Genomic DNA, 18,474 nt, shown 5'->3' on the forward strand with positions numbered 1-18,474 from the left:
GACAGAAATACAATCATGAGTGAACGCCTCCAGCTCCGAAAGGCTCGACGTCTGGTTATCAAAATTGGTAGTGCCTTGCTCACCGATGATGGTAAGGGCCTGGATGTCGCCGCCCTGGGGTTGTGGGTAGATCAGATTGCTGAGCTGATCGCCGAAGGTGTGGAAGTGGTGGTGGTGTCCTCAGGCTCGGTGGCTGAGGGCATGAGTCGCTTGGGTTGGAATGCCCGGCCCCAGCACCTGCACGAATTGCAGGCTGCCGCTGCGGTCGGCCAGATGGGTCTGGTGCAAACCTGGGAGGCGCAGTTCAAGCGTCATGATATTCACACCGCCCAGATCCTGCTTACTCACGATGACCTCTCCGATCGTAAACGTTACCTGAACGGCCGTAGCACTCTGCGCACACTTCTGGATTACGGTGTGGTGCCCATCGTCAATGAAAACGACACGGTGGTGACTGACGAAATCCGTTTCGGTGACAACGATACTCTGGGCGCGCTGGTGGCCAACCTGATCGAAGCGGATGGTCTGATCATCCTGACCGACCAGTTGGGTCTGTTCAATAAAGATCCCCGTAAGCACCAGGACGCCGAACTGGTTACCGAGCGCAGAGCTGAGGATCGTGATTTGGATGCGATGGCCGGCGGTGGCGCCGGGGCGCTCGGCCGCGGCGGTATGCTGACCAAACTTCGGGCCGCCCGGTTGGCTGCCCGTTCCGGAGCGTTCACGGTGATTGTCGGCGGGCGTATTGAGCATGCGATTTCCCGTTTGCGGCAGGGTGATGTGATTGGCACGTTGTTGCTTCCGGAGCAGGGCAGAATGGCGGCCCGCAAACAGTGGATTGCCAGCCATCTGCAAACCCGGGGAACCCTGACGCTGGACGACGGTGCGGTAAAGGTGTTGCGCCAGGGTGGTCGCAGTTTGTTGCCGGTAGGCGTGAAGGCGATTGCCGGCCAGTTCCGGCGGGGCGAGATGGTGTCTTGTGTAGATCTCAACGGTAAAGAGATTGCCCGTGGGCTGGTCAATTACGATGCGGACGAAGCGAGGGCGATTGCTGGCCGTTCAAGTGATCGCATTGCCGATGTGCTGGGTTATGTCTCTGACGAAGAGATGATCCATCGGGATAATCTGGTGGTGGTGTAGTTTTGTCTTTCACCCGGTTCGGGCACAAAAAAACCGGCTCGCAAGCCGGTTTTTTTATGAGCGCAAGAATCAGGCAGCTTTCAGGGCCTTGATCTTGGCGTTCAGGCGGCTCTTGTGGCGAGCAACCTTGTTCTTGGCGAAGATGCCTTTGTTGACCATGCTGTCCAGAATCGGCTGAGCGGTCTTCAGGGCTTCTTGAGCGCCTTCGTAGCTGCCAGCTTTGATCTGGGCGTCTACTTTCTTCATGTAAGTACGTGCCATGGAACGCAGGCTGGCGTTGTGCTTGCGGTTTTTCTCGTTCTGACGAGCGCGCTTCTTGGCTTGCGGGGAATTTGCCACCGTAAAACTCCTGAAATTCGTTGCTGTAACTACTGAATATGTTTACATCGCAGGCGCGCCAAAACCAGCGCGTCGGAATAAATGACGCGGAACTATGCCGCCGAAAGCCCCAAATGTCAAGGCCGGCGGCGCAGTAATCCCCGCGTTGAAAAGGCCTGTGATACACTCCCGCATCGCCTGCATGGGGCCTGATCCGGTTGTGGCTGGCACCTTGCGGATTACCGAAACGCCGTTCCGGCCTGAACCCTGGATTTCTGGAAGCCCATAACCATGTCATCGGAACCTCGACCAATAGATTCTCAGCCCCCAGTTCAGCAGCCGCCGAAAGCGCCCGGCTTGCTGCGTTCATCCGGGGTGGTTGGCGTGATGACTATGCTCTCGCGGGTGCTGGGGTTGGTGCGGGATATGGTGATAGCCCGCTATTTCGGGGCCGGCACCGCGGCGGATGCCTTTTTCGTGGCGTTCAAGATTCCCAACTTCCTGCGCCGCCTGTTTGCGGAAGGGGCCTTTTCCCAGGCCTTTGTGCCGGTGCTCTCCTCTTACCGGGAAAAACGCGACATCTCCGAGGTCAAGCGGCTGGTGGATGCGGTGGCTGGATCTCTTGGCCTGGTGCTGCTGGCGGTTACGCTGGTCGCCATGCTGGGTGCGCCGGTGCTGACCACCATCTTTGCCCCGGGCTTTCTTGGTGATGACGTCAAGTTTGCACTGGCCAGCGATATGCTGCGCATCACGTTTCCATACCTGCTGCTGATCTCTCTCACGGCATTCGCCGGTGGTATTCTGAACAGCTACGATCGATTTGCGATTCCGGCGTTCACCCCTGTCTTGCTGAATCTATCCATGATCGGGGCGGCTATTTTTCTGGCCCCGTTAATGAATGAGCCTGTCATGGCGCTGGCCTGGGGCGTGTTTATTGCCGGGGCCCTACAGTTGTTTTTCCAACTGCCTTTCCTGATGCGCCTGGGGCTGCTGCCCAGGCCGAGGGTGGACTACAAGCACGAAGGGGTCAGTCGGATTCTCAAGCTGATGGCGCCGGCGCTGTTCGGCGTGTCGGTAAGTCAGATCAACCTGCTGCTGGATACCGTGCTGGCCTCTTTCCTGCAAACGGGCAGCGTGTCCTGGCTGTACTACTCTGATCGTTTGTCGGAATTGCCGCTTGGGGTGTTCGGTATCGCAATTGCCACGGTGATTCTGCCCAGCCTGTCGCGCAAGCATGCGGCGGCTTCCAAGGATCAGTTTGCAGCCACCCTGGACTGGGCTGTGCGCGCGGTGCTTTTGATTGGTGTGCCGGCAGCGCTGGCACTGGCGCTGTTGGCGGAACCGCTGATTGCCACCCTGTTCCATTATGGTGAGGTGACCGATCGGGATGTGGCCATGTCGGCCCAAAGTCTTCGGGCTTATTCCGCCGGTTTGCTGGCGTTTATGTTGATTAAAGTGCTGGCGCCGGGATTTTTCTCCCGGGAGGACACCAAAACGCCGGTCAAGATCGGTGTCATTGCCATGGTGGCCAACATGGCCTTCAATCTGGCGTTAATTGTGCCCCTGGCTCATGCGGGCCTGGCGCTGGCGACGTCCATCTCCGCTTGGCTGAACGGCTACCTGCTCTGGCGTGGATTGCGCAAAGAGGGTGTCTGGAAAAGCCAGCCGGGCTGGCCCAGGTTCCTGGTGCAGTTGTTGGTGGCCAATTCTGCCCTGGCGGCGGTGGTGTTGTGGCTAAATGCCCCGGTGGCAAACTGGCTTGCAGCCAGCGGGCTGCAGCGGGCGACCGATATGGGGATTCTGGTGGTTGCCGGGGTGGCGGCCTATTTTGTGGCTCTGGCCCTGGTAGGTGTGCGGGTTCGCCAGTTCCGCCAGAAGTAAGCAGCCTCAAGATTTCTACCACACCTCTGCATGGGGTATAATCGCGCGTTTTCTCACCAGCGCATCTGGCTTTTCGGACAGGTGCGCCACAAAGCCAGCTGGCAAGTTAAGGTTCGCAGTACATGCGTCTGATTCGAGGCCTGACCAATCTTAAGCGCCTGTCCGGGCAAGCGGATTCGCCGCTGGCCGATGGCTGTGTGGCAACCATCGGCAACTTTGATGGCGTGCACCTGGGTCACAAAACCATTATTGACCAGGTGAAGCAGAAAGCCACTGAGCTGGATGTGCCCTCAGTGGTGATGATTTTCGAACCCCAGCCCAGGGAGTTCTTTCAGGGTGCTGATGCGCCACCCCGACTCATGCCATTCCGCCAGAAATTCGAAGCATTGTTGGCAGAGGGCGTGGATGTGGTGCTGTGCATCCGTTTCGACGAGCGGTTTCGCAGCTATTCTGCCATGGGTTTTGTGGAAGATGTGCTGATCCAGGGTTTGGCGGTACGCCATCTTGTGGTGGGTGATGACTTCCGTTTTGGCTGCGACCGGGCCGGGGACTTCAGATTGCTGGAGCAGGTGGGCCGGGAGCATGATTTTACGGTCGAAAATACCCGCACAGTGACGGTAGATGGCGAGCGGGTCAGCAGCACCCGCGTGCGCAATGCTCTGAATGTAAACGGCCTTGAGGAAGCGGAACGGCTGCTCGGGCACCCTTACCGCATCCATGGCCGGATTGTGTACGGGCGCCAGTTGGGCCGGCAGATCGGTGCCCCCACAGCCAACATTCTGCTGCATAAGATGCCGGCCCTGCGTGGCGTGTACGTGGTGCGGGCCCGGCTTGAAACCGGTGAATGGCGCGATGGCGTGGCCAATATCGGCCTGCGGCCCACGGTAGACGGCAAACGGCCATCACTGGAAGTGCACCTGTTTGACTTTGCTGGCACACTTTATGGCCAGCACCTGGAAGTGGTGTTCCGCCATGGCCTGCGGGACGAAGTGAAATTCGACTCTGTTGACGAACTGAGGCAACAGATCGCCCGGGATTTTGAGCATGCCCGGGCCTGGCTGGCGAATAACCCCGCCACGCCGGAAATCTGATTCAACTGACCAACCAAAGAGTGCGCACAAAAACATGAGCGACTACAAGCATACCCTGAATCTGCCGGAAACCGCGTTTCCCATGCGCGGTAACCTGGCCAATCGCGAGCCGGAGATGCTCAAGCGGTGGCAGGACCTGAACGTCTACGGCAACCTGCGCAAGCAGCGTGAAGGCCGGGAAAAGTTCATCCTGCACGATGGCCCTCCCTACGCCAACGGCAGCATTCACATCGGGCATGCGGTCAACAAGATTCTCAAAGACATGATCGTGAAGTCCCGCAGTTTCATGGGCTATGACGCACCTTACGTGCCCGGCTGGGATTGCCACGGCCTGCCCATCGAGCACAAGGTGGAGCAGGAAATCGGCAAGGCCGGCGTGAAGGTGGATTACAAAACCTTCCGCCAGGCCTGTCGCGATTACGCGATCAAGCAGGTTGAAGGTCAGAAAGCCGACTTTATTCGCCTGGGTGTGATGGGCGAATGGGACAAGCCCTACCTGACCATGGACCCGAAAGTCGAAGCGGGTATTGTGCGGGCGCTGGGCAAGATCGTGGCCAAGGGCCACTTGGTGCGCGGATTCAAGCCGGTTTACTGGAGTGTGGTTGGTCAGTCCGCACTGGCAGAGGCTGAAGTTGAATACCAGGACAAAACCTCTACCCAGATCGACGTGCGCTTCACCGCCGTGGATCAGGACGCAGTCCTTAAAGCCTTCGGAACCGACGGCGGCCAGGGCGATGTATCCCTGGTGATCTGGACCACCACCCCCTGGACCATTCCCGCCAACCAGGCCGTGTCCATCGGCGCGGATCTGGAATACGCTCTGGTGCAGCTGGATGCCGGCAACGGCCCGGAGCGCATGATCCTGGCCACCGATATGGTGCAGGGCATCATGGCCCGCTGGGGCGTGGAAGATTATCAGGTGCTGGCCAACGTGGCGGGTTCCTCCCTGGAAAACCAGCTGCTCTACCACCCGGTGTACGACAAGCAGGTGCCGGTACTGCTGGGCGACCACGTCTCTCTGGATGCCGGTACCGGTGCCGTGCACACCGCACCAGACCACGGTATAGAAGACTTTGAAGTAGGCAAGGCCTACGGCATTGGTACCATCAACCTGGTGAAAGCCGACGGCACCTACACCGAAGCCGCTGGCGAGTTTTCCGGCGTGCACGTATACAAAGCCGACGAGCCGGTATGCAGCGCGCTGGAGCGTGAAGGTAAACTGGTGCGTTCGGAGAAATTCCGCCACAGCTACCCGCACTGCTGGCGCACCAAAACCCCGCTGATCTACCGGGCCACGCCCCAGTGGTTCATCAGCATGGACAAACTCAACCTACGCGCCGACGCCCTGGAGGCCATCAAAGGCGTTCGTTGGGTGCCTGGCTGGGGCCAGAACCGCATTGAAGCCATGTTCGAGCAAAGCCCGGACTGGTGTATCTCCCGTCAGCGTACCTGGGGTGTGCCGATTACCCTGTTTATCCACAAGGAAACCCAGGAACTGCACCCCAACACCCAGGAGCTGTTCGAGAAAGTCGCCCAGGCGGTTGAGGCCGGCGGCATCGACGCCTGGTATGAGTTGGACCAGAACGAACTGCTGGGCGCAGACGCCGACCAGTACGAAAAAGTGCTGGATACCCTGGACGTCTGGTTCGATTCCGGCGTCACCCACGACTCGGTTTTGCGGGTACGTGAAGAGCTGGGCCAGTTCCCGGCCGATATGTACCTAGAAGGCTCTGACCAGCACCGTGGCTGGTTCCAGTCGTCCCTGAAAACCTCCATTGCCATGAACGGTGTGGCCCCGTATAAGCAGGTGCTGACCCACGGCTTCACCGTGGACGCCAAAGGTTACAAGATGTCCAAATCCATGGGCAACGTCATCGCACCCCAGGAAGTGATGAACGAACTGGGTGCCGATATACTGCGTTTGTGGGTCTCGGCCACTGACTACAGCGGCGAGATGAGCGTCTCCAAGGACATCCTGCGCCAGACGGCAGACGGCTATCGCCGTATCCGTAACACCGCCCGCTTCCTGCTCAGTAACCTGACCGGCTTTGATCCGGAGCAGCACATGGTAGAGCCGGACGACATGATTGCCCTGGACCGCTGGATGGTGGACCGTGCCCTGCAGCTGCAGAACGAACTGCACGAAGACTACGGCAACTACGCCTTCCTGAAGATTTACCAGAAAGTGTACAATTTCTGTGAAGCTACCCTGGGCGGTTTCTATCTGGATATCATCAAAGACCGCCAGTACACCACCCAGGCTGACAGCCTGGCCCGGCGCTCCTGTCAGACCGCGCTTTATCACGTAGCCGAAGCCCTGGTGCGCTGGATTGCTCCGATTCTCAGTTTCACTGCCGATGAAATCTGGCAGCACCTGCCGGGCAAGCGTGGCGACACCGTGTTTTACGAAACTTGGTACCAAGGCCTGACTGCACTGCCGGAAGACTTCGAGCTGGGCCGCGACTACTGGCGTGAAATCTATGCAGTAAAAGAGGCCGTCAACAAATGCCTGGAAGAAGCCCGGGCCCGTGGCGAAATCAAAGGCTCTTTGAGTGCCGAAGTTACTTTGTACTGCGAAGGTAGCCTGGCCGAGCGCCTGAACCACCTGGGCGAAGAGCTGCGCTTTGTGCTGATTACCTCCGAAGCCACCGTGAAACCGGTTAGCCAAGCGGCGGGTGCCGAGCAAACGAACCTGGAAGGCCTGCTGGTGAAAGTGCAGCCGGCTGCCCACGCCAAGTGCGAACGCTGCTGGCACCACCGCGAAGACGTGGGCGAGAACGAGCAACACAGCGATCTGTGCGGCCGCTGCGTCGCCAACGTGGAAGGCCCGGGCGAAACCCGCGCCTACGCCTGATGGACGCTGTGATGACTGAAGCCCGTGTGGGTAGCAAATTAAAATGGTTGTGGCTGGCGGTGCTGGTGATAGCCCTGGACCTGGGCACCAAAGCCCTCGCCACCGCCATGCTCACATACGGCAACCCCGTACCGGTGATGCCCAGCTTCAACCTGACCCTGCTGCACAACACCGGCGCTGCTTTCAGCTTTCTGGCGGATGCCGCTGGCTGGCAGCGCTGGTTCTTCGTAACCCTGGCCATCGTGGTCAGCGTGGTGCTGGTGGTTTGGCTCAGAAAACTCCAGAACCACGAAACCTGGATGGCCATCGCCATCGTACTCATCCTTGGTGGCGCCCTCGGTAACGTCTACGACCGGGTAGTGCATGGCTACGTGGTGGACTTCCTGCACTTCTACTGGCAGGACTGGCACTTCCCGGCGTTCAACCTGGCCGACACCGCCATCACCATCGGTGCCGCCATGATGATACTCGACGCATTCCGCAAACCCGCTGACGACAGCGGCGATGCCAACCGGAGCAACTGATTCCCATGAAAGAACTGCCTATCGATAAGGGAACCCGCGTAAAACTCCACTTCGCCCTGAAATTTGAAGACGGCGAAACCGTGGACTCCACCTTCGATAAAGAACCGGCCACCCTGGAAATCGGCGACGAAAACCTGCCGGAGAACTTCGAGGCCTACTTAATGGGCCTGAAAGCCGGCGATCACCAAACGTTCCAAGTGCCACCGGAAAAAGCCTTTGGCCAGCACAATCCCAGCAACGTACAGACCTTCAAGCGCCACGAATTCAGCGCCGACATGGTGTTGGAGCCCGGCGTGGTGGTGTCCTTCGCCGACGCGCGCCAGCAGGAGCTGCCCGGTGTGATCAAACGGGTGGAAGGTGATCAGGTGGATGTGGACTTTAATCACCCGCTGTCAGGGCATACACTGAACTTTGAAGTAAAGATCATTGATGTGGAGCCGGTTGGGCCGACTCATTGAAGGCTCGAATTCAGCCTTGAACACCTGATCCGAATTTAGCGGGGTGCGGGGAGGTGCTTTCAGGGACTGTCTGCAGCAGGGATGCTGCAGTCAAGCGTACACGGATGTATTCACAGCGTGTCCCTGAAAGCACCTCCCCGCAGCACGCGGGCGACCAACTCCACCAGGCGGAAACTCTAAAGGCAAGATGATGCAAATCCGACTCGCTAACCCCCGTGGCTTCTGTGCCGGCGTAGACCGCGCCATAGAAATCGTAAACCGCGCCCTCGACGTATTCGGCGCCCCCATCTACGTACGCCACGAAGTCGTCCACAACAAATTCGTCGTCGACAACCTCCGCAACCGCGGGGCCATCTTTGTTGACGAACTGCACGAAGTGCCAGACGACAAGCTGGTCATCTTCAGCGCCCACGGCGTGTCCCAGGCAGTGCAGAACGAAGCCGCCCGCCGCGGCCTGAAAGTTTTCGATGCCACCTGCCCACTGGTCACCAAAGTCCACATGGAAGTCATGCGCTACAGCCGCGACGGCCGTGAGTGCATCCTCATCGGCCACCACGGCCACCCGGAAGTCGAAGGCACCATGGGCCAATACGACCACAGCAACGGCGGCGACATCTACCTGGTAGAAGACGAAGCCGACGTACAGAAACTGGAAGTGAAAGACGCCAGCCGGCTCGCCTACGTCACCCAGACCACCCTCTCCATGGACGACACTGCCCGGGTCATCGACGCCCTGCGCGCCAAGTTCCCGGAAATTGAAGGCCCCCGCAAAGACGACATTTGCTACGCCACCCAGAACCGCCAGGATGCCGTCAAGCAACTGGCCGGCGACTGCGACCTGATGCTGGTTGTCGGCTCCCCGAACAGTTCCAACTCCAACCGCCTGCGGGAATTGGCCGAGCGTATGGGGACCCCGGCGTACCTGATCGACGAAGCCGCTCAGATTGATCCCCAGTGGCTGGAAGGCAAGTCTGCTGTGGGCGTTACCGCTGGTGCCTCGGCACCCGAAGTTCTGGTGGCAGATGTGATCAACCGGCTGAGGGAGCTGGGAGGGGAAGAGCCTCAGGAAGTGACGGGTAGGGAGGAGAATATTGTGTTCTCTATGCCTAAGGAATTGCGGATCGATGCTATTAATGTGTGAGCTGCGTCAGATTACAAAAGACTGATTTCCGCTCGTCAGCCCTAAACCGCCATTTGTCGATGACATCTGGCGGTTTTTTTTTGCCACTTTATTCTGTAAACATGAAAAATTGTTCAGGGAGCTGGCTTATGCGCAGTATCAACGCGCAGCGAGGATTCACATTAATTGAGTTGTTGGTTGTGATCATATTAGTCGGCATAACTGCGGCGATCGCTGTGCCTAATTTCGGCCGGTTGATCGATTCCAGTCAGCGCTCGGCAGCCGCAAACGACATGTCTGGCTTGCTTAATTTTGCGCGATCAGAGGCGATTCGTCGTGGAAATCGGGTCGCGGTTTATGCAAGAGATACCAGCGATACAAGTGCGGGGTACGCTGTGTGTGTTCAGGCTGCCATAGCGGCCTGTAAAGCGGGCACGGCTGGTCCGGATCAGCTGTTAAGAACCACCAACTCTCTTTCTGGCAGCGTGTCCATAAGTCAGATTACGCCCTCCACAGCTGCCGATCTTATTTTTAGTGGTCGCGGTATGGCCAGTCAGCAGTTCGATTATCGCGTATGTGGTCAGTCTGGTACTGAAGCAGTTGATCTTGAAGTGAATGTCGGTGGTCAGGTTCGAATCAACAATAACACCAACATAAGCTGCCCTTAAGGAATGGATGTTGTGAAACGCAAAAATACCCAATTGCCGGTTAATGAACAGGGATTCTCCCTGATTGAGGTTTTGGTGGCCGTACTGGTTCTGGGGATCGGACTACTGGGAGCGGCAGCTCTGCAGTTGTTGTCTTTGCAGAATATCAGCAATGCCGAGCTTCGAACCCAGGCCACTTTGTTTGCTCAGGAACTGACCGAACTGGCCAGAACGACCAATACCCCGTCTGACTTCGCGCAATCCGGCGGCAGCACGGCTTCTTGCTCATCGCTGTCTGGACAGTTTCAAGTCTGGTGTGAAGCTATGTCACACACTATGCCCGGAGCGACGTTCGACTCTAGCTGGGATGGCACGACAAATGAATTTACGGTTCAGGTGCTCTGGCCAGAGCGCATCATGTATCCGGATGCAACGGCAACACCCGGTGCCGGTGAAGCCACATCAGACTACACATTAGTCACGAGGTTCCAGTGATGAAGGACTTGGGTAAACAGGCAGGTTTGACGCTCGTTGAGCTACTTATTGCGTCGGTGCTGGGCTTACTTTTGACACTGGGTGTGGCTCAACTCTTTGTTAGCGGGAGCGATACGTTCCGTTTGGCGGAGTCGATCGGGCGCATGCAGGAATCTGGTCGACTGGCTCAGGATATTTTAGGTAGAAGTGTTCGGAATGCGGATTACTGGGGATGTCTCAATTTTGCCGAGGTTGACAGCATTCTGGATGAAACCCACACAAATTATGACCCCGATTTGCATGACTTTTCCAGTCCAGAGGCTCTTCAGTTCGATATCGGTGACGGCACGCAAGCAGCTACGGGCACTGTCATGTTGCAGCTCAAGGGAGCGCGCAGCCCGGGGATCAGCATGACCGGTATGAACCCTTCGTCTGCTGTGGTTGATGTTTCAACGATACCCTCTGGCTTACTTGGAGCTGGCGGTGTCGTTCTACTGACTGACTGCACCAATGGAGTGGTTTTTCAGCTCTCAGGTGTAAATGAGACATCCTTGAAACTGCAGCATAACACTGGTGCATCTATCGTTCCCGGTAATATCAAGAGTGGTGGTGGTTGCCCTAATGGCAGTAGCTCGGCCAATTGCTTTCCTGATACCTATACCTCAGGAGACATTTTTGTGCCCTTCTCGGAGCGCTATTACATCCGGGAAGATAACGGACGACGTTCTTTGGTGTTCGATGGATTGGGGGGTAATGGAGTTGTTAACCAGCAGGAGATAGTTTCGGATGTTATTGATATGCAGGTGCAAGTGGGTTCAGGCCCACAGGGAGACAACGTTATCAATAACTGGCAAGTCGTCAATGCCGCCAACCTGGCAACGATCAACGATACCTCGGTCACTTACGTGAAAGCGATACGCATCAGCCTTCTAGTGCGCAGCCAGGAGGATGGTGTGGCTGGGTCATTGCAGGATGTCTGTTATCCGGCCTGGTCAAATTGTACGGCTGGTAATAACTGGACGCCCGCCAACACGGCTGACCGCCACTATTATCGGGTTTACACGTCAACTTACAGCATTCGCAACCGTCTTTTGGATACATCGCCATGAGTCATTTGAAAACTTGGATGCCAGCTAATCGATTCCCGAAGCAGCAGCGCGGCGCGGCACTACTTGTAAGTCTGGTCATCTTGCTGGTTTTGACGGTGCTTGCTCTTTCGAGCATGCAGGGTACGTCCACCCAGGAACGGATGGTTTCGGCTCAGCGAGACGCTCAGATCGCCCTCGAGGGCGCAGAAGCGGCGCTGTTGGCAGCTGAAGCGGAGTTGAGCGGTGGTACGCTCCCCACATTTAGTGCCGGTGCCGGTCTTTACGATGAGAATACCGCCGCACCGACAGATTTACTGAACCCCCAAACCTGGGCTGCGCCGTCTGGAGGTGGAAATGGAAATGGCACAAGACAGGCTCCGATGCCTCAGCTAGACGGGGTGGATCTTCTGGCGGAGCCGCCGAGATATTTTATCAAGGAAACGCCTGCAACCGGCTCAACTACCAATAGTGGGTTTGGTCTGGGCACCGGAGGCGTGGCCGATGGGGTTCAGCAGTCGACATCGAACGGACGGGTTTTTCGGGTAGTCGCTTACAGCAGCGGGGCATCTGGCGAGGCTGGTCGAGCGGTTGAAGCCTACGTTATCCGAGCCCAATAAACATTGCGTGACAGATCACGTGGAGAGTAAATATGAACGTTAAAAATTTCTTTCGACAAGGCCTGAAGAGCAGTCTGGTCGCAATGTTTGTGGCTTGGCCAGCGATCGGCTGGTCGGCGACTGTCGCAGACCGTCCTCTGTTTATTGACGCTGCGGTTGATCACAATCTGATGTTTGTGATCGACGATTCAGGGAGTATGGATTACGAGGTCATTGCTCCCAGTGTTGGTGTGCAGGGAGACATAACCAATTACTATCTGTTCGATCCGGGTTACGACCGGCCCTATAAAGATGGTGATCGCCTGTATAATAGCTGGTACAGCTTTCAGAAGCGTTATTATTATCTTCGGTCTGGCACCTACAATCTGCAGTATTATGATCCAGGCGCAGAGTACAAACCGTGGCCGTCTGGCGCAAATAACACTTTTGCGGACGCAGATATCACAGACGCCAGAATGGATGCTGGTTTTGGTAGTCGATCTGAAAGCTACGACCTGACAGCGACGAATACGCTCGGCCTTGGATCAGATAATATTCCAGCGACCTTTTTTGTGGTTAACAAAACCGCAGAAGTTTTTGAAACTTCATCAGAATTCGAGGAGTGCTCCTCCGAATGGGAAGGGATTACAAGCGACGGATACTGTGGTAAACGGGTCTATGTTTGTACTCGGTATCGTGGCAACGGCAGTTGTCGTGAGGGTTACTGGGATCTTCAACTTGCCTCTAACCCTCAGCCTGTTATTGTCTCTGAAACGAAGCTTCTATCGTGCTCTTCAGTTGAGTCGAACCAATACAACGACTGGAGACAGGAAAACAAGACCTACCTTTTCAAGGATGCTTCCGGAAACGTTATCCCTTCACGAAAGATGGGGTTTGCCCCGGATGGAACCTGCATTCAGAGGCTCGAGTTGGTTGATGACACCAACGGTGCCAACAAAGCCGAGGTTTATGCCGCTTTGAATGGCACCGGTTCTGTGGATGACTTTTTCGCAGAACAACAGCAAAACTTCGCCAACTGGTTTTCGTATTATCGCCGTCGCCATCAGGTAATACGCGGCGCGGTCGCAGAGTCGGTAAAAAGCTTGGAAAATATGCGTCTGGGGATTTTCTGGATTAATGACAGCTCTCCAAGTGTAACTATGTACGACTCAGACTCGAGTGTGGGATCGTTCTTGGATGCCAACTACGGTCGATTTGTCGATGGTACATACACGGCGCTGGGCACCCCGAATCGGCAAGCCCTTGATCGCGCGGGTAAGTTGTTTGCTGACGAGAATGTTCGAGGGACACTCGAGTGCAGAAAGAACTTTGCACTTTTGTTTACCGATGGATACTCCTCGAATCCGGGCAGTAGCTGGAATTTCGGCAATGCCGATAAAGATGCGGATGCGCCATTTGCCAATAGCAAGTATTCCGGAACCCTTGGCGACGTAGCTTACTACTACAACCAGGGGTTGAGAACGGCAGCTGGAGCTATTCTTCCGGGTGGCGAAATGCGTGTGGATGCGGCCTGTGGAACAGGTGCAGAAAAGCCGTGGATGGATTGTAACCGGGACTTCCACATGAACACCTTCACTGTCGCTTTGGGAATGAAGGGGGATAAGTTTGCGGGGCGCGGCTATTCCAAGGTAATTGATGCCCACAACAATCCGCCCGATTGGGGCAGCACGAACATGAACAGCTTCGGTGGCGAGTCGCAGATTGATGACTTGTACCATGCGGCGGTTAACGGCAAAGGCGAATATTATGATGCCCAGTCAACAACAGAACTTGTGAAGGCTCTGGAAGCCGCAATTGATGATGTCCAGCAGCAACAGGGAAGCGGTTCGAACGTCAGCTTTAATACGACGTCGTTAAAAAGTGGTGGCTATATTTTCAGTGCTCAGTTTACCTCCCAGATCTGGACCGGAACGCTGAAAGCCGAGGCTATTGACAAGGATGGTGTTGTGTCTAGCGAAAAATGGGATGCAGCGACGATTCTGAATGCCAGAGATCTTTCAACCGACCCGCGCCTTATTCTGACCAACAATGGGAGTGGCGTTACCTTTGATTGGGCAAACCTGACCACCACCCAAAAAGCAGATCTTAAGGCGGGTGGCTCAGATGCACTGGGGCAAGCGCGTTTGTCTTTCATCAAGGGCAATAAGGTTACCAGCGCGGAGGGTGTAACCTTCCGGGATCGCAAGAGCCGCTTGGGCGCCATCATCAATTCGGCACCGGTGTATGTCGGTGAGCCTAACCGTATCTGGCCGGATAAAACGATGTTTGGCGCGACGCCATACAGTGCGTTCAAGACAAGCAAGAAGAGTCGCACGAAAGCGGTCTATGTTGGCGCGAACGATGGCATGTTGCATGGTTTTGATGCCGACACCGGCGAAGAGTTGTTGGCCTACATACCGGGTTTCCTGTACTCGACGAATGCAAACAAAGGTCTGAGTGCCCTGACTGATCCTAACCTGGATTTCCAGAGCTATGTGGATCTGCCGCTTAACACCTCTGATGTGTACGCTAATGGTGCCTGGCGCTCTATTGTTATCGGTGGCTCGCGGGGCGCCACGCCGGGTATTTTCGCTCTGGACGTCACGGATCCATCCAGTTTCTCGGCGGCCAATGCCGGATCCACAGTTATGTGGGAATTCTCCGGTAACAACAACCTCGGTAATATGACGGAGGCTGTTCAGATTGCACTACTTAAGTGGGCAGACGGTGATTATCGATGGAGTGCCGTATTCAGTAATGGCTACGGCGCACCAAGCGGAAAGAACGGGCTGTTCGTGCTCGATATTGAAAACCCGGGTAACTATGAATTCATCGAGGTTGCAAATGGTGCCGGCCTGTCGGCGCCGCGTCTGGTTGATTTCATGGATGTGAATGGTGATCCGAATAGTGATGGTGTTGCCGATCGTGTCTATGCCGGCGATCTTGAGGGCCGTTTGTGGGCCATTGACCTCAGTGGTGGCAAAAATAGCTGGGGCGTTCTTTATAATGGGGACCCACTGTTTGTGGCTAAGGATAATCTGGGCAATGCACAGCCGATTACCGCGCAGCCTGATATTGCCCGGAATACCTACAAGAAAGACTTGAATGACCCCAACTTGTTGGTCTTCTTTGGTACCGGTAAGTATCTGGACGCATCAGATATCCCGGCTGCGGGAGCTACGTCGCAAACCCAGACATTCTATGGCATCAGCGATCGTGGAACGTCTGTTGATAGTAATGGCAACCCTTTAGCCAGAGATGACCTGGCCATTCGGACGTTTACCGGTGGTAGCATAATGGTTGATGGAGAACCGCGGCCGGTCCGCAAGACGGACGGTGCCGCCCTGGATTGGGCAACCAAATTCGGCTGGTATGTGGATTTACCAAGCTCTGGTGAGCGGCTTTCGGAGGCTCCTGTAGTGCGCGGTAATTACGTTGTCTTCGCATCCACCATTCCGGTGGGCGGTGATCCGTGTGGCGGCGGCGGAAGCTCCTTCCTGACGGCGCTCCAACTGGACGGATCAACAGATTCCAGCAAGTCGATCATCGATGTGAATAATGATGGCAAGCTCGACGGCGATGATCAGGGTTGGGCTGGAGTGTACTACGGAGATGGTATTATTACCGGCCTTTCGTTCATCGATAACTTGTTGATTGCCCCTGACACGGCCGCAAACAAAACACCGTTTTTGACTGACTTCGGCGCCGGTCTCAGTGGTACCCGGCGAGTAGGTTGGCATGAGCTCATTGACTAAAACAGGATCAACTATGAACGATGCATTAAACACAGGACCGGGCTATGCCCGGCCTGCTGATGAGCGCGGTTTTACGTTAATTGAGCTTATGATCGTGGTTGCCATTGTTGGTATCCTTGCAGCCATTGCGTATCCCTCCTATCAAAGCTCGGTTGAGAAAAGCCGCCGTTCCGATGCGCAGGCTGCGTTAACTGCGTTCAGCGCTGCTATGGAGCGCCATTACACGGATAACGGAAATAGCTATCTCGGAGCCGCGGCTTCGGGCGCTGATACTGGCGCTCCCGAGATCTTTCCCACACAGGCCCCGCTCGATGGTTCCACCAAGTTTTACGACCTGACTATCGGTGCCGCGACTCGAAATACCTATACTTTGGTTGCCACACCCAAGGGAGCGCAGGCCGGCGATGGTGCACTGCGCTTGTTGTCAAATGGCGTTCGTCAATGGAATAAGGATGGTGCTGGTTCCTGGGTGGAGTGGAATCAATAACCCTTTGCGCCTATGGGCATTTTATGTTCCGCCCATAGGCGTCTTCGACTATACCATCATGGTCACTATCCCTTGCCAGAATTGGCCTTCCCCCCATATTGATTCTGATCTGGAAGGCTTGTCTCGGGTCGCCATCTGGGGGACACCAGAGTAGATGTCCGATACTTTCCCGCGCCATTCCCGTCGATCTGAACCCAAAGTGCTTTCTGATTCCTGTTCTCCCGTAGAGGTAGCCTTGGGAGGGAGAGGGCAGCACCCGAAGGATGGCTTCTGATGAAGTAAGATGCCGGGATCGTGATGGGTCGACAAATATTGTGATGGGCTTGTTCCAGTCTGTAGAACATTTACCGTTTGTATCCAGTGGGCACAAGGTAATATTCGCGCTTCTGGTGATGGCCTCAGTTCTGGCGTAGCTTATGGCAGTCAGTAGCTGGTGCAGAGTGTCCTTACGATGGCTATCCTCGATGAGTTTGCCAAACGAGGGGAGGCCAATACCGAGCGCGATGATCAGTATGGCGATAGTAAGCAGCAACTCTATAAGGGTGAATCCCTGATAATGTCGTTTTTTCATTTTTACGTCCTTGTGATTGGTAGTTTAGCTCTCGTCCTGAGAGTCGCGTGAAATTATCTACTCCATCCCCAACTTCTTCAACCGATACCGCAACGCCCGAAAACTGATCCCCAATCTCTTGGCCGCCGCCGTCTTGTTCCATCGCGTCGCCTCCAGCGCCTTCTCAATCGCCTGCCGCTCGATGTTCTCCAGAAAGCCTTCCAGGTCTATCTCCCCCTCGGGCACAGGAGCAGGAGCCTCTGATGTGCCAGTGTCAGAGCTGCGCTCCGATACCGGGGTTCCGGGAATAGCACCGCCACCCAGATGCAAATCAGCCGCATCAATAAAATCTTCATCACACAGCGTAAACGCCCGCTCCAGAATATTTTCCAGTTCCCGCACGTTGCCGGGGAAATCGTATCCCTGCAGGCGATCTATTGCGGCTGGCGTTAGTTTGGCCGGATCGCATTCGTACTCTCGGGCGATGCGCTGCAGAATATGGTCGGCCAGCAGGGAAATGTCTTCCGCCCGCTCGCGCAGAGGCGGTACCGCCAGTTCAATCACGTTAATGCGGTAGAACAGGTCCTGACGGAAGCTGCCTTCCTGCACCAGTTCAGGCAGGTTTTTGTGGGTGGCGCTGAGTACGCGGATATCTACTGGCACTTCCTTGGTGTCGCCCACCGGCCGCACGGCTTTTTCCTGAATGGCGCGCAGCAGCTTTACCTGCATGGCCAGGGGCAGGTCGGCGACTTCGTCCAGGAACAGGGTGCCGCCGTTGGCGCTTCGGAACAGGCCCTCCTTGTTTTCGACCGCACCGGTAAAACTGCCTTTCTTGTGGCCAAAGAATTCGCTTTCCATCAGTTCCGAAGGGATGGCGCCGCAGTTAACGGCGATAAAGGGGCCATCGGCCCGCGGGCCCTGCATGTGGATCATGCGGGCGACCAGCTCTTTTCCACTGCCGGATTCGCCGCTGATAAACACTGGCGCCTGGCTGCGGGCCAGCTTGCGGGTCTGGTTTCGCAGCTTGCGGATTTGTGGGGACTTACCGAGCAGAAGGCCGGGTTCATCGGATTCTGCGGTGTCCTGGATTTTCGGTTCGCTCAGCTTCAGGGCGCTGTTTACCAGTTCCCTCAGGCGGGGCAGTTCCACGGGCTTGGATACAAAATCGAAGGCGCCGGCCTTGAGTGATTCGATGGCGGTGTCCATGTTGCCGTAGGCAGTGATGACGGCAACCGGCGTGCAGGGGGTGTGCTGCTGAATCCAATGCACTAGGTCTATACCGTTGCCGTCCGGCAGGTTCATGTCGGTCAGGCACAGTTGGGGCTTGTACTGTTCAAGCAAGGTCCGTGCTGTAGTCAGGTCCGGTGCGGTGTAGGTGGTAATCCCCATGCGGGTGAGGGTGATTTCCAGTAAGTCCCGGATATCCGGTTCGTCGTCAACAATCAGCGCTGTTTGGTGTGTCATTATTGGTATTCGGTTCCCTGTTGAATT

At 56.1% G+C, this 18,474-nt stretch carries 16 protein-coding genes; 13 read left to right on the plus strand and 3 right to left on the minus strand.

Features of this window, described 5'->3' with window-relative positions; genetic code table 11:
• The first annotated feature begins 15 nt into the window (after window positions 1–15).
• Window positions 16–1,140, plus strand: coding sequence for a glutamate 5-kinase (gene proB, locus ASQ50_RS15335; protein ID WP_058091291.1), 1,125 nt, complete (start codon window positions 16–18; stop codon window positions 1,138–1,140).
• Window positions 1,141–1,209: 69 nt separating this feature from the next.
• Here the strand turns inward: proB and rpsT are convergent, their stop codons facing one another.
• Window positions 1,210–1,479: a 30S ribosomal protein S20 gene (gene rpsT, locus ASQ50_RS15340; protein WP_058091292.1), complete on the minus strand. Its 270-nt coding sequence runs from the start codon at window positions 1,477–1,479 to the stop codon at window positions 1,210–1,212.
• Between the two features lie 270 nt (window positions 1,480–1,749).
• Here rpsT and murJ point away from each other — a divergent pair, with 270 nt between their 5' ends.
• From murJ to ASQ50_RS21670, 12 genes are all read left to right on the plus strand, one after another.
• Window positions 1,750–3,339, plus strand: coding sequence for a murein biosynthesis integral membrane protein MurJ (murJ, locus tag ASQ50_RS15345; RefSeq protein ID WP_076657229.1), 1,590 nt, complete (start codon window positions 1,750–1,752; stop codon window positions 3,337–3,339).
• A 122-nt stretch (window positions 3,340–3,461) separates the two neighbouring features.
• Window positions 3,462–4,430 (plus strand): bifunctional riboflavin kinase/FAD synthetase, encoded by a 969-nt coding sequence (gene ribF / locus ASQ50_RS15350; protein WP_058091294.1) that lies wholly within the window; start codon window positions 3,462–3,464, stop codon window positions 4,428–4,430.
• A 34-nt stretch (window positions 4,431–4,464) separates the two neighbouring features.
• Window positions 4,465–7,284, plus strand: a complete 2,820-nt coding sequence (gene ileS / locus ASQ50_RS15355) for an isoleucine--tRNA ligase (protein WP_058091295.1) — start codon at window positions 4,465–4,467, stop codon at window positions 7,282–7,284.
• Window positions 7,284–7,808 (plus strand): signal peptidase II, encoded by a 525-nt coding sequence (gene lspA / locus ASQ50_RS15360; RefSeq protein ID WP_058091296.1) that lies wholly within the window; start codon window positions 7,284–7,286, stop codon window positions 7,806–7,808. Before ileS ends, lspA begins: the two co-directional genes overlap by 1 nt.
• Window positions 7,809–7,813: 5 nt before the next feature.
• Complete coding sequence (gene fkpB, locus ASQ50_RS15365; protein ID WP_058091297.1) at window positions 7,814–8,266, plus strand: FKBP-type peptidyl-prolyl cis-trans isomerase; 453 nt, start codon at window positions 7,814–7,816, stop codon at window positions 8,264–8,266.
• 190 nt (window positions 8,267–8,456) lie between these two features.
• Window positions 8,457–9,407, plus strand: a complete 951-nt coding sequence (gene ispH, locus ASQ50_RS15370; RefSeq protein WP_058091298.1) for a 4-hydroxy-3-methylbut-2-enyl diphosphate reductase — start codon at window positions 8,457–8,459, stop codon at window positions 9,405–9,407.
• 128 nt (window positions 9,408–9,535) lie between these two features.
• A complete protein-coding gene (locus ASQ50_RS15375; RefSeq protein ID WP_058091299.1) occupies window positions 9,536–10,054 on the plus strand; it encodes a GspH/FimT family pseudopilin in 519 nt (172 codons plus the stop codon).
• 12 nt (window positions 10,055–10,066) lie between these two features.
• Complete coding sequence (pilV, locus tag ASQ50_RS15380) at window positions 10,067–10,528, plus strand: type IV pilus modification protein PilV (protein ID WP_058091300.1); 462 nt, start codon at window positions 10,067–10,069, stop codon at window positions 10,526–10,528.
• Window positions 10,528–11,616, plus strand: coding sequence for a PilW family protein (locus ASQ50_RS15385; protein ID WP_058091301.1), 1,089 nt, complete (start codon window positions 10,528–10,530; stop codon window positions 11,614–11,616). Before pilV ends, ASQ50_RS15385 begins: the two co-directional genes overlap by 1 nt.
• The gene (locus tag ASQ50_RS15390; protein ID WP_058091302.1) at window positions 11,613–12,212 is read left to right on the plus strand and encodes a PilX N-terminal domain-containing pilus assembly protein; all 600 of its coding nucleotides are present in this window, start codon (window positions 11,613–11,615) and stop codon (window positions 12,210–12,212) included. The genes ASQ50_RS15385 and ASQ50_RS15390 overlap by 4 nt, the downstream gene beginning before the upstream one ends.
• A 32-nt stretch (window positions 12,213–12,244) precedes the next feature.
• Complete coding sequence (locus tag ASQ50_RS15395; RefSeq protein ID WP_058091303.1) at window positions 12,245–15,946, plus strand: pilus assembly protein; 3,702 nt, start codon at window positions 12,245–12,247, stop codon at window positions 15,944–15,946.
• 13 nt (window positions 15,947–15,959) lie between these two features.
• Window positions 15,960–16,433, plus strand: a complete 474-nt coding sequence (locus ASQ50_RS21670; protein ID WP_058091304.1) for a type IV pilin protein — start codon at window positions 15,960–15,962, stop codon at window positions 16,431–16,433.
• A 10-nt stretch (window positions 16,434–16,443) separates the two neighbouring features.
• Here the strand turns inward: ASQ50_RS21670 and ASQ50_RS15405 are convergent, their stop codons facing one another.
• Together ASQ50_RS15405 and ASQ50_RS15410 are read right to left on the minus strand one after the other, a co-directional pair.
• Window positions 16,444–17,004, minus strand: coding sequence for a GspH/FimT family protein (locus ASQ50_RS15405; RefSeq protein ID WP_058091305.1), 561 nt, complete (start codon window positions 17,002–17,004; stop codon window positions 16,444–16,446).
• A gap of 57 nt (window positions 17,005–17,061) precedes the next feature.
• Entirely contained in the window at window positions 17,062–18,447 is a 1,386-nt protein-coding gene (locus ASQ50_RS15410; protein WP_058091306.1) for a sigma-54-dependent transcriptional regulator, read from the minus strand.
• Between the last annotated feature and the right edge of the window lie 27 nt (window positions 18,448–18,474).

This window comes from Marinobacter sp. LQ44 (assembly GCF_001447155.2).
Classification (GTDB): Bacteria; Pseudomonadota; Gammaproteobacteria; order Pseudomonadales; family Oleiphilaceae; genus Marinobacter.

Bases quoted from the DNA above. Each gene is read 5' to 3' on its own strand.
- proB (WP_058091291.1), top strand. From the start codon at position 16: ATGAGTGAACGCCTCCAGCTCCGAAAGGCTCGACGTCTGGTTATCAAA.
- murJ (WP_076657229.1), top strand. From the start codon at position 1,750: ATGTCATCGGAACCTCGACCAATAGATTCTCAGCCCCCAGTTCAGCAG.
- ribF (WP_058091294.1), top strand. From the start codon at position 3,462: ATGCGTCTGATTCGAGGCCTGACCAATCTTAAGCGCCTGTCCGGGCAA.
- ileS (WP_058091295.1), top strand. From the start codon at position 4,465: ATGAGCGACTACAAGCATACCCTGAATCTGCCGGAAACCGCGTTTCCC.
- lspA (WP_058091296.1), top strand. From the start codon at position 7,284: ATGGACGCTGTGATGACTGAAGCCCGTGTGGGTAGCAAATTAAAATGG.
- fkpB (WP_058091297.1), top strand. From the start codon at position 7,814: ATGAAAGAACTGCCTATCGATAAGGGAACCCGCGTAAAACTCCACTTC.
- ispH (WP_058091298.1), top strand. From the start codon at position 8,457: ATGCAAATCCGACTCGCTAACCCCCGTGGCTTCTGTGCCGGCGTAGAC.
- ASQ50_RS15375 (WP_058091299.1), top strand. From the start codon at position 9,536: ATGCGCAGTATCAACGCGCAGCGAGGATTCACATTAATTGAGTTGTTG.
- ASQ50_RS15385 (WP_058091301.1), top strand. From the start codon at position 10,528: ATGAAGGACTTGGGTAAACAGGCAGGTTTGACGCTCGTTGAGCTACTT.
- ASQ50_RS15390 (WP_058091302.1), top strand. From the start codon at position 11,613: ATGAGTCATTTGAAAACTTGGATGCCAGCTAATCGATTCCCGAAGCAG.
- ASQ50_RS15395 (WP_058091303.1), top strand. From the start codon at position 12,245: ATGAACGTTAAAAATTTCTTTCGACAAGGCCTGAAGAGCAGTCTGGTC.
- ASQ50_RS21670 (WP_058091304.1), top strand. From the start codon at position 15,960: ATGAACGATGCATTAAACACAGGACCGGGCTATGCCCGGCCTGCTGAT.
- ASQ50_RS15405 (WP_058091305.1), bottom strand. From the start codon at position 17,004: ATGAAAAAACGACATTATCAGGGATTCACCCTTATAGAGTTGCTGCTT.
- ASQ50_RS15410 (WP_058091306.1), bottom strand. From the start codon at position 18,447: ATGACACACCAAACAGCGCTGATTGTTGACGACGAACCGGATATCCGG.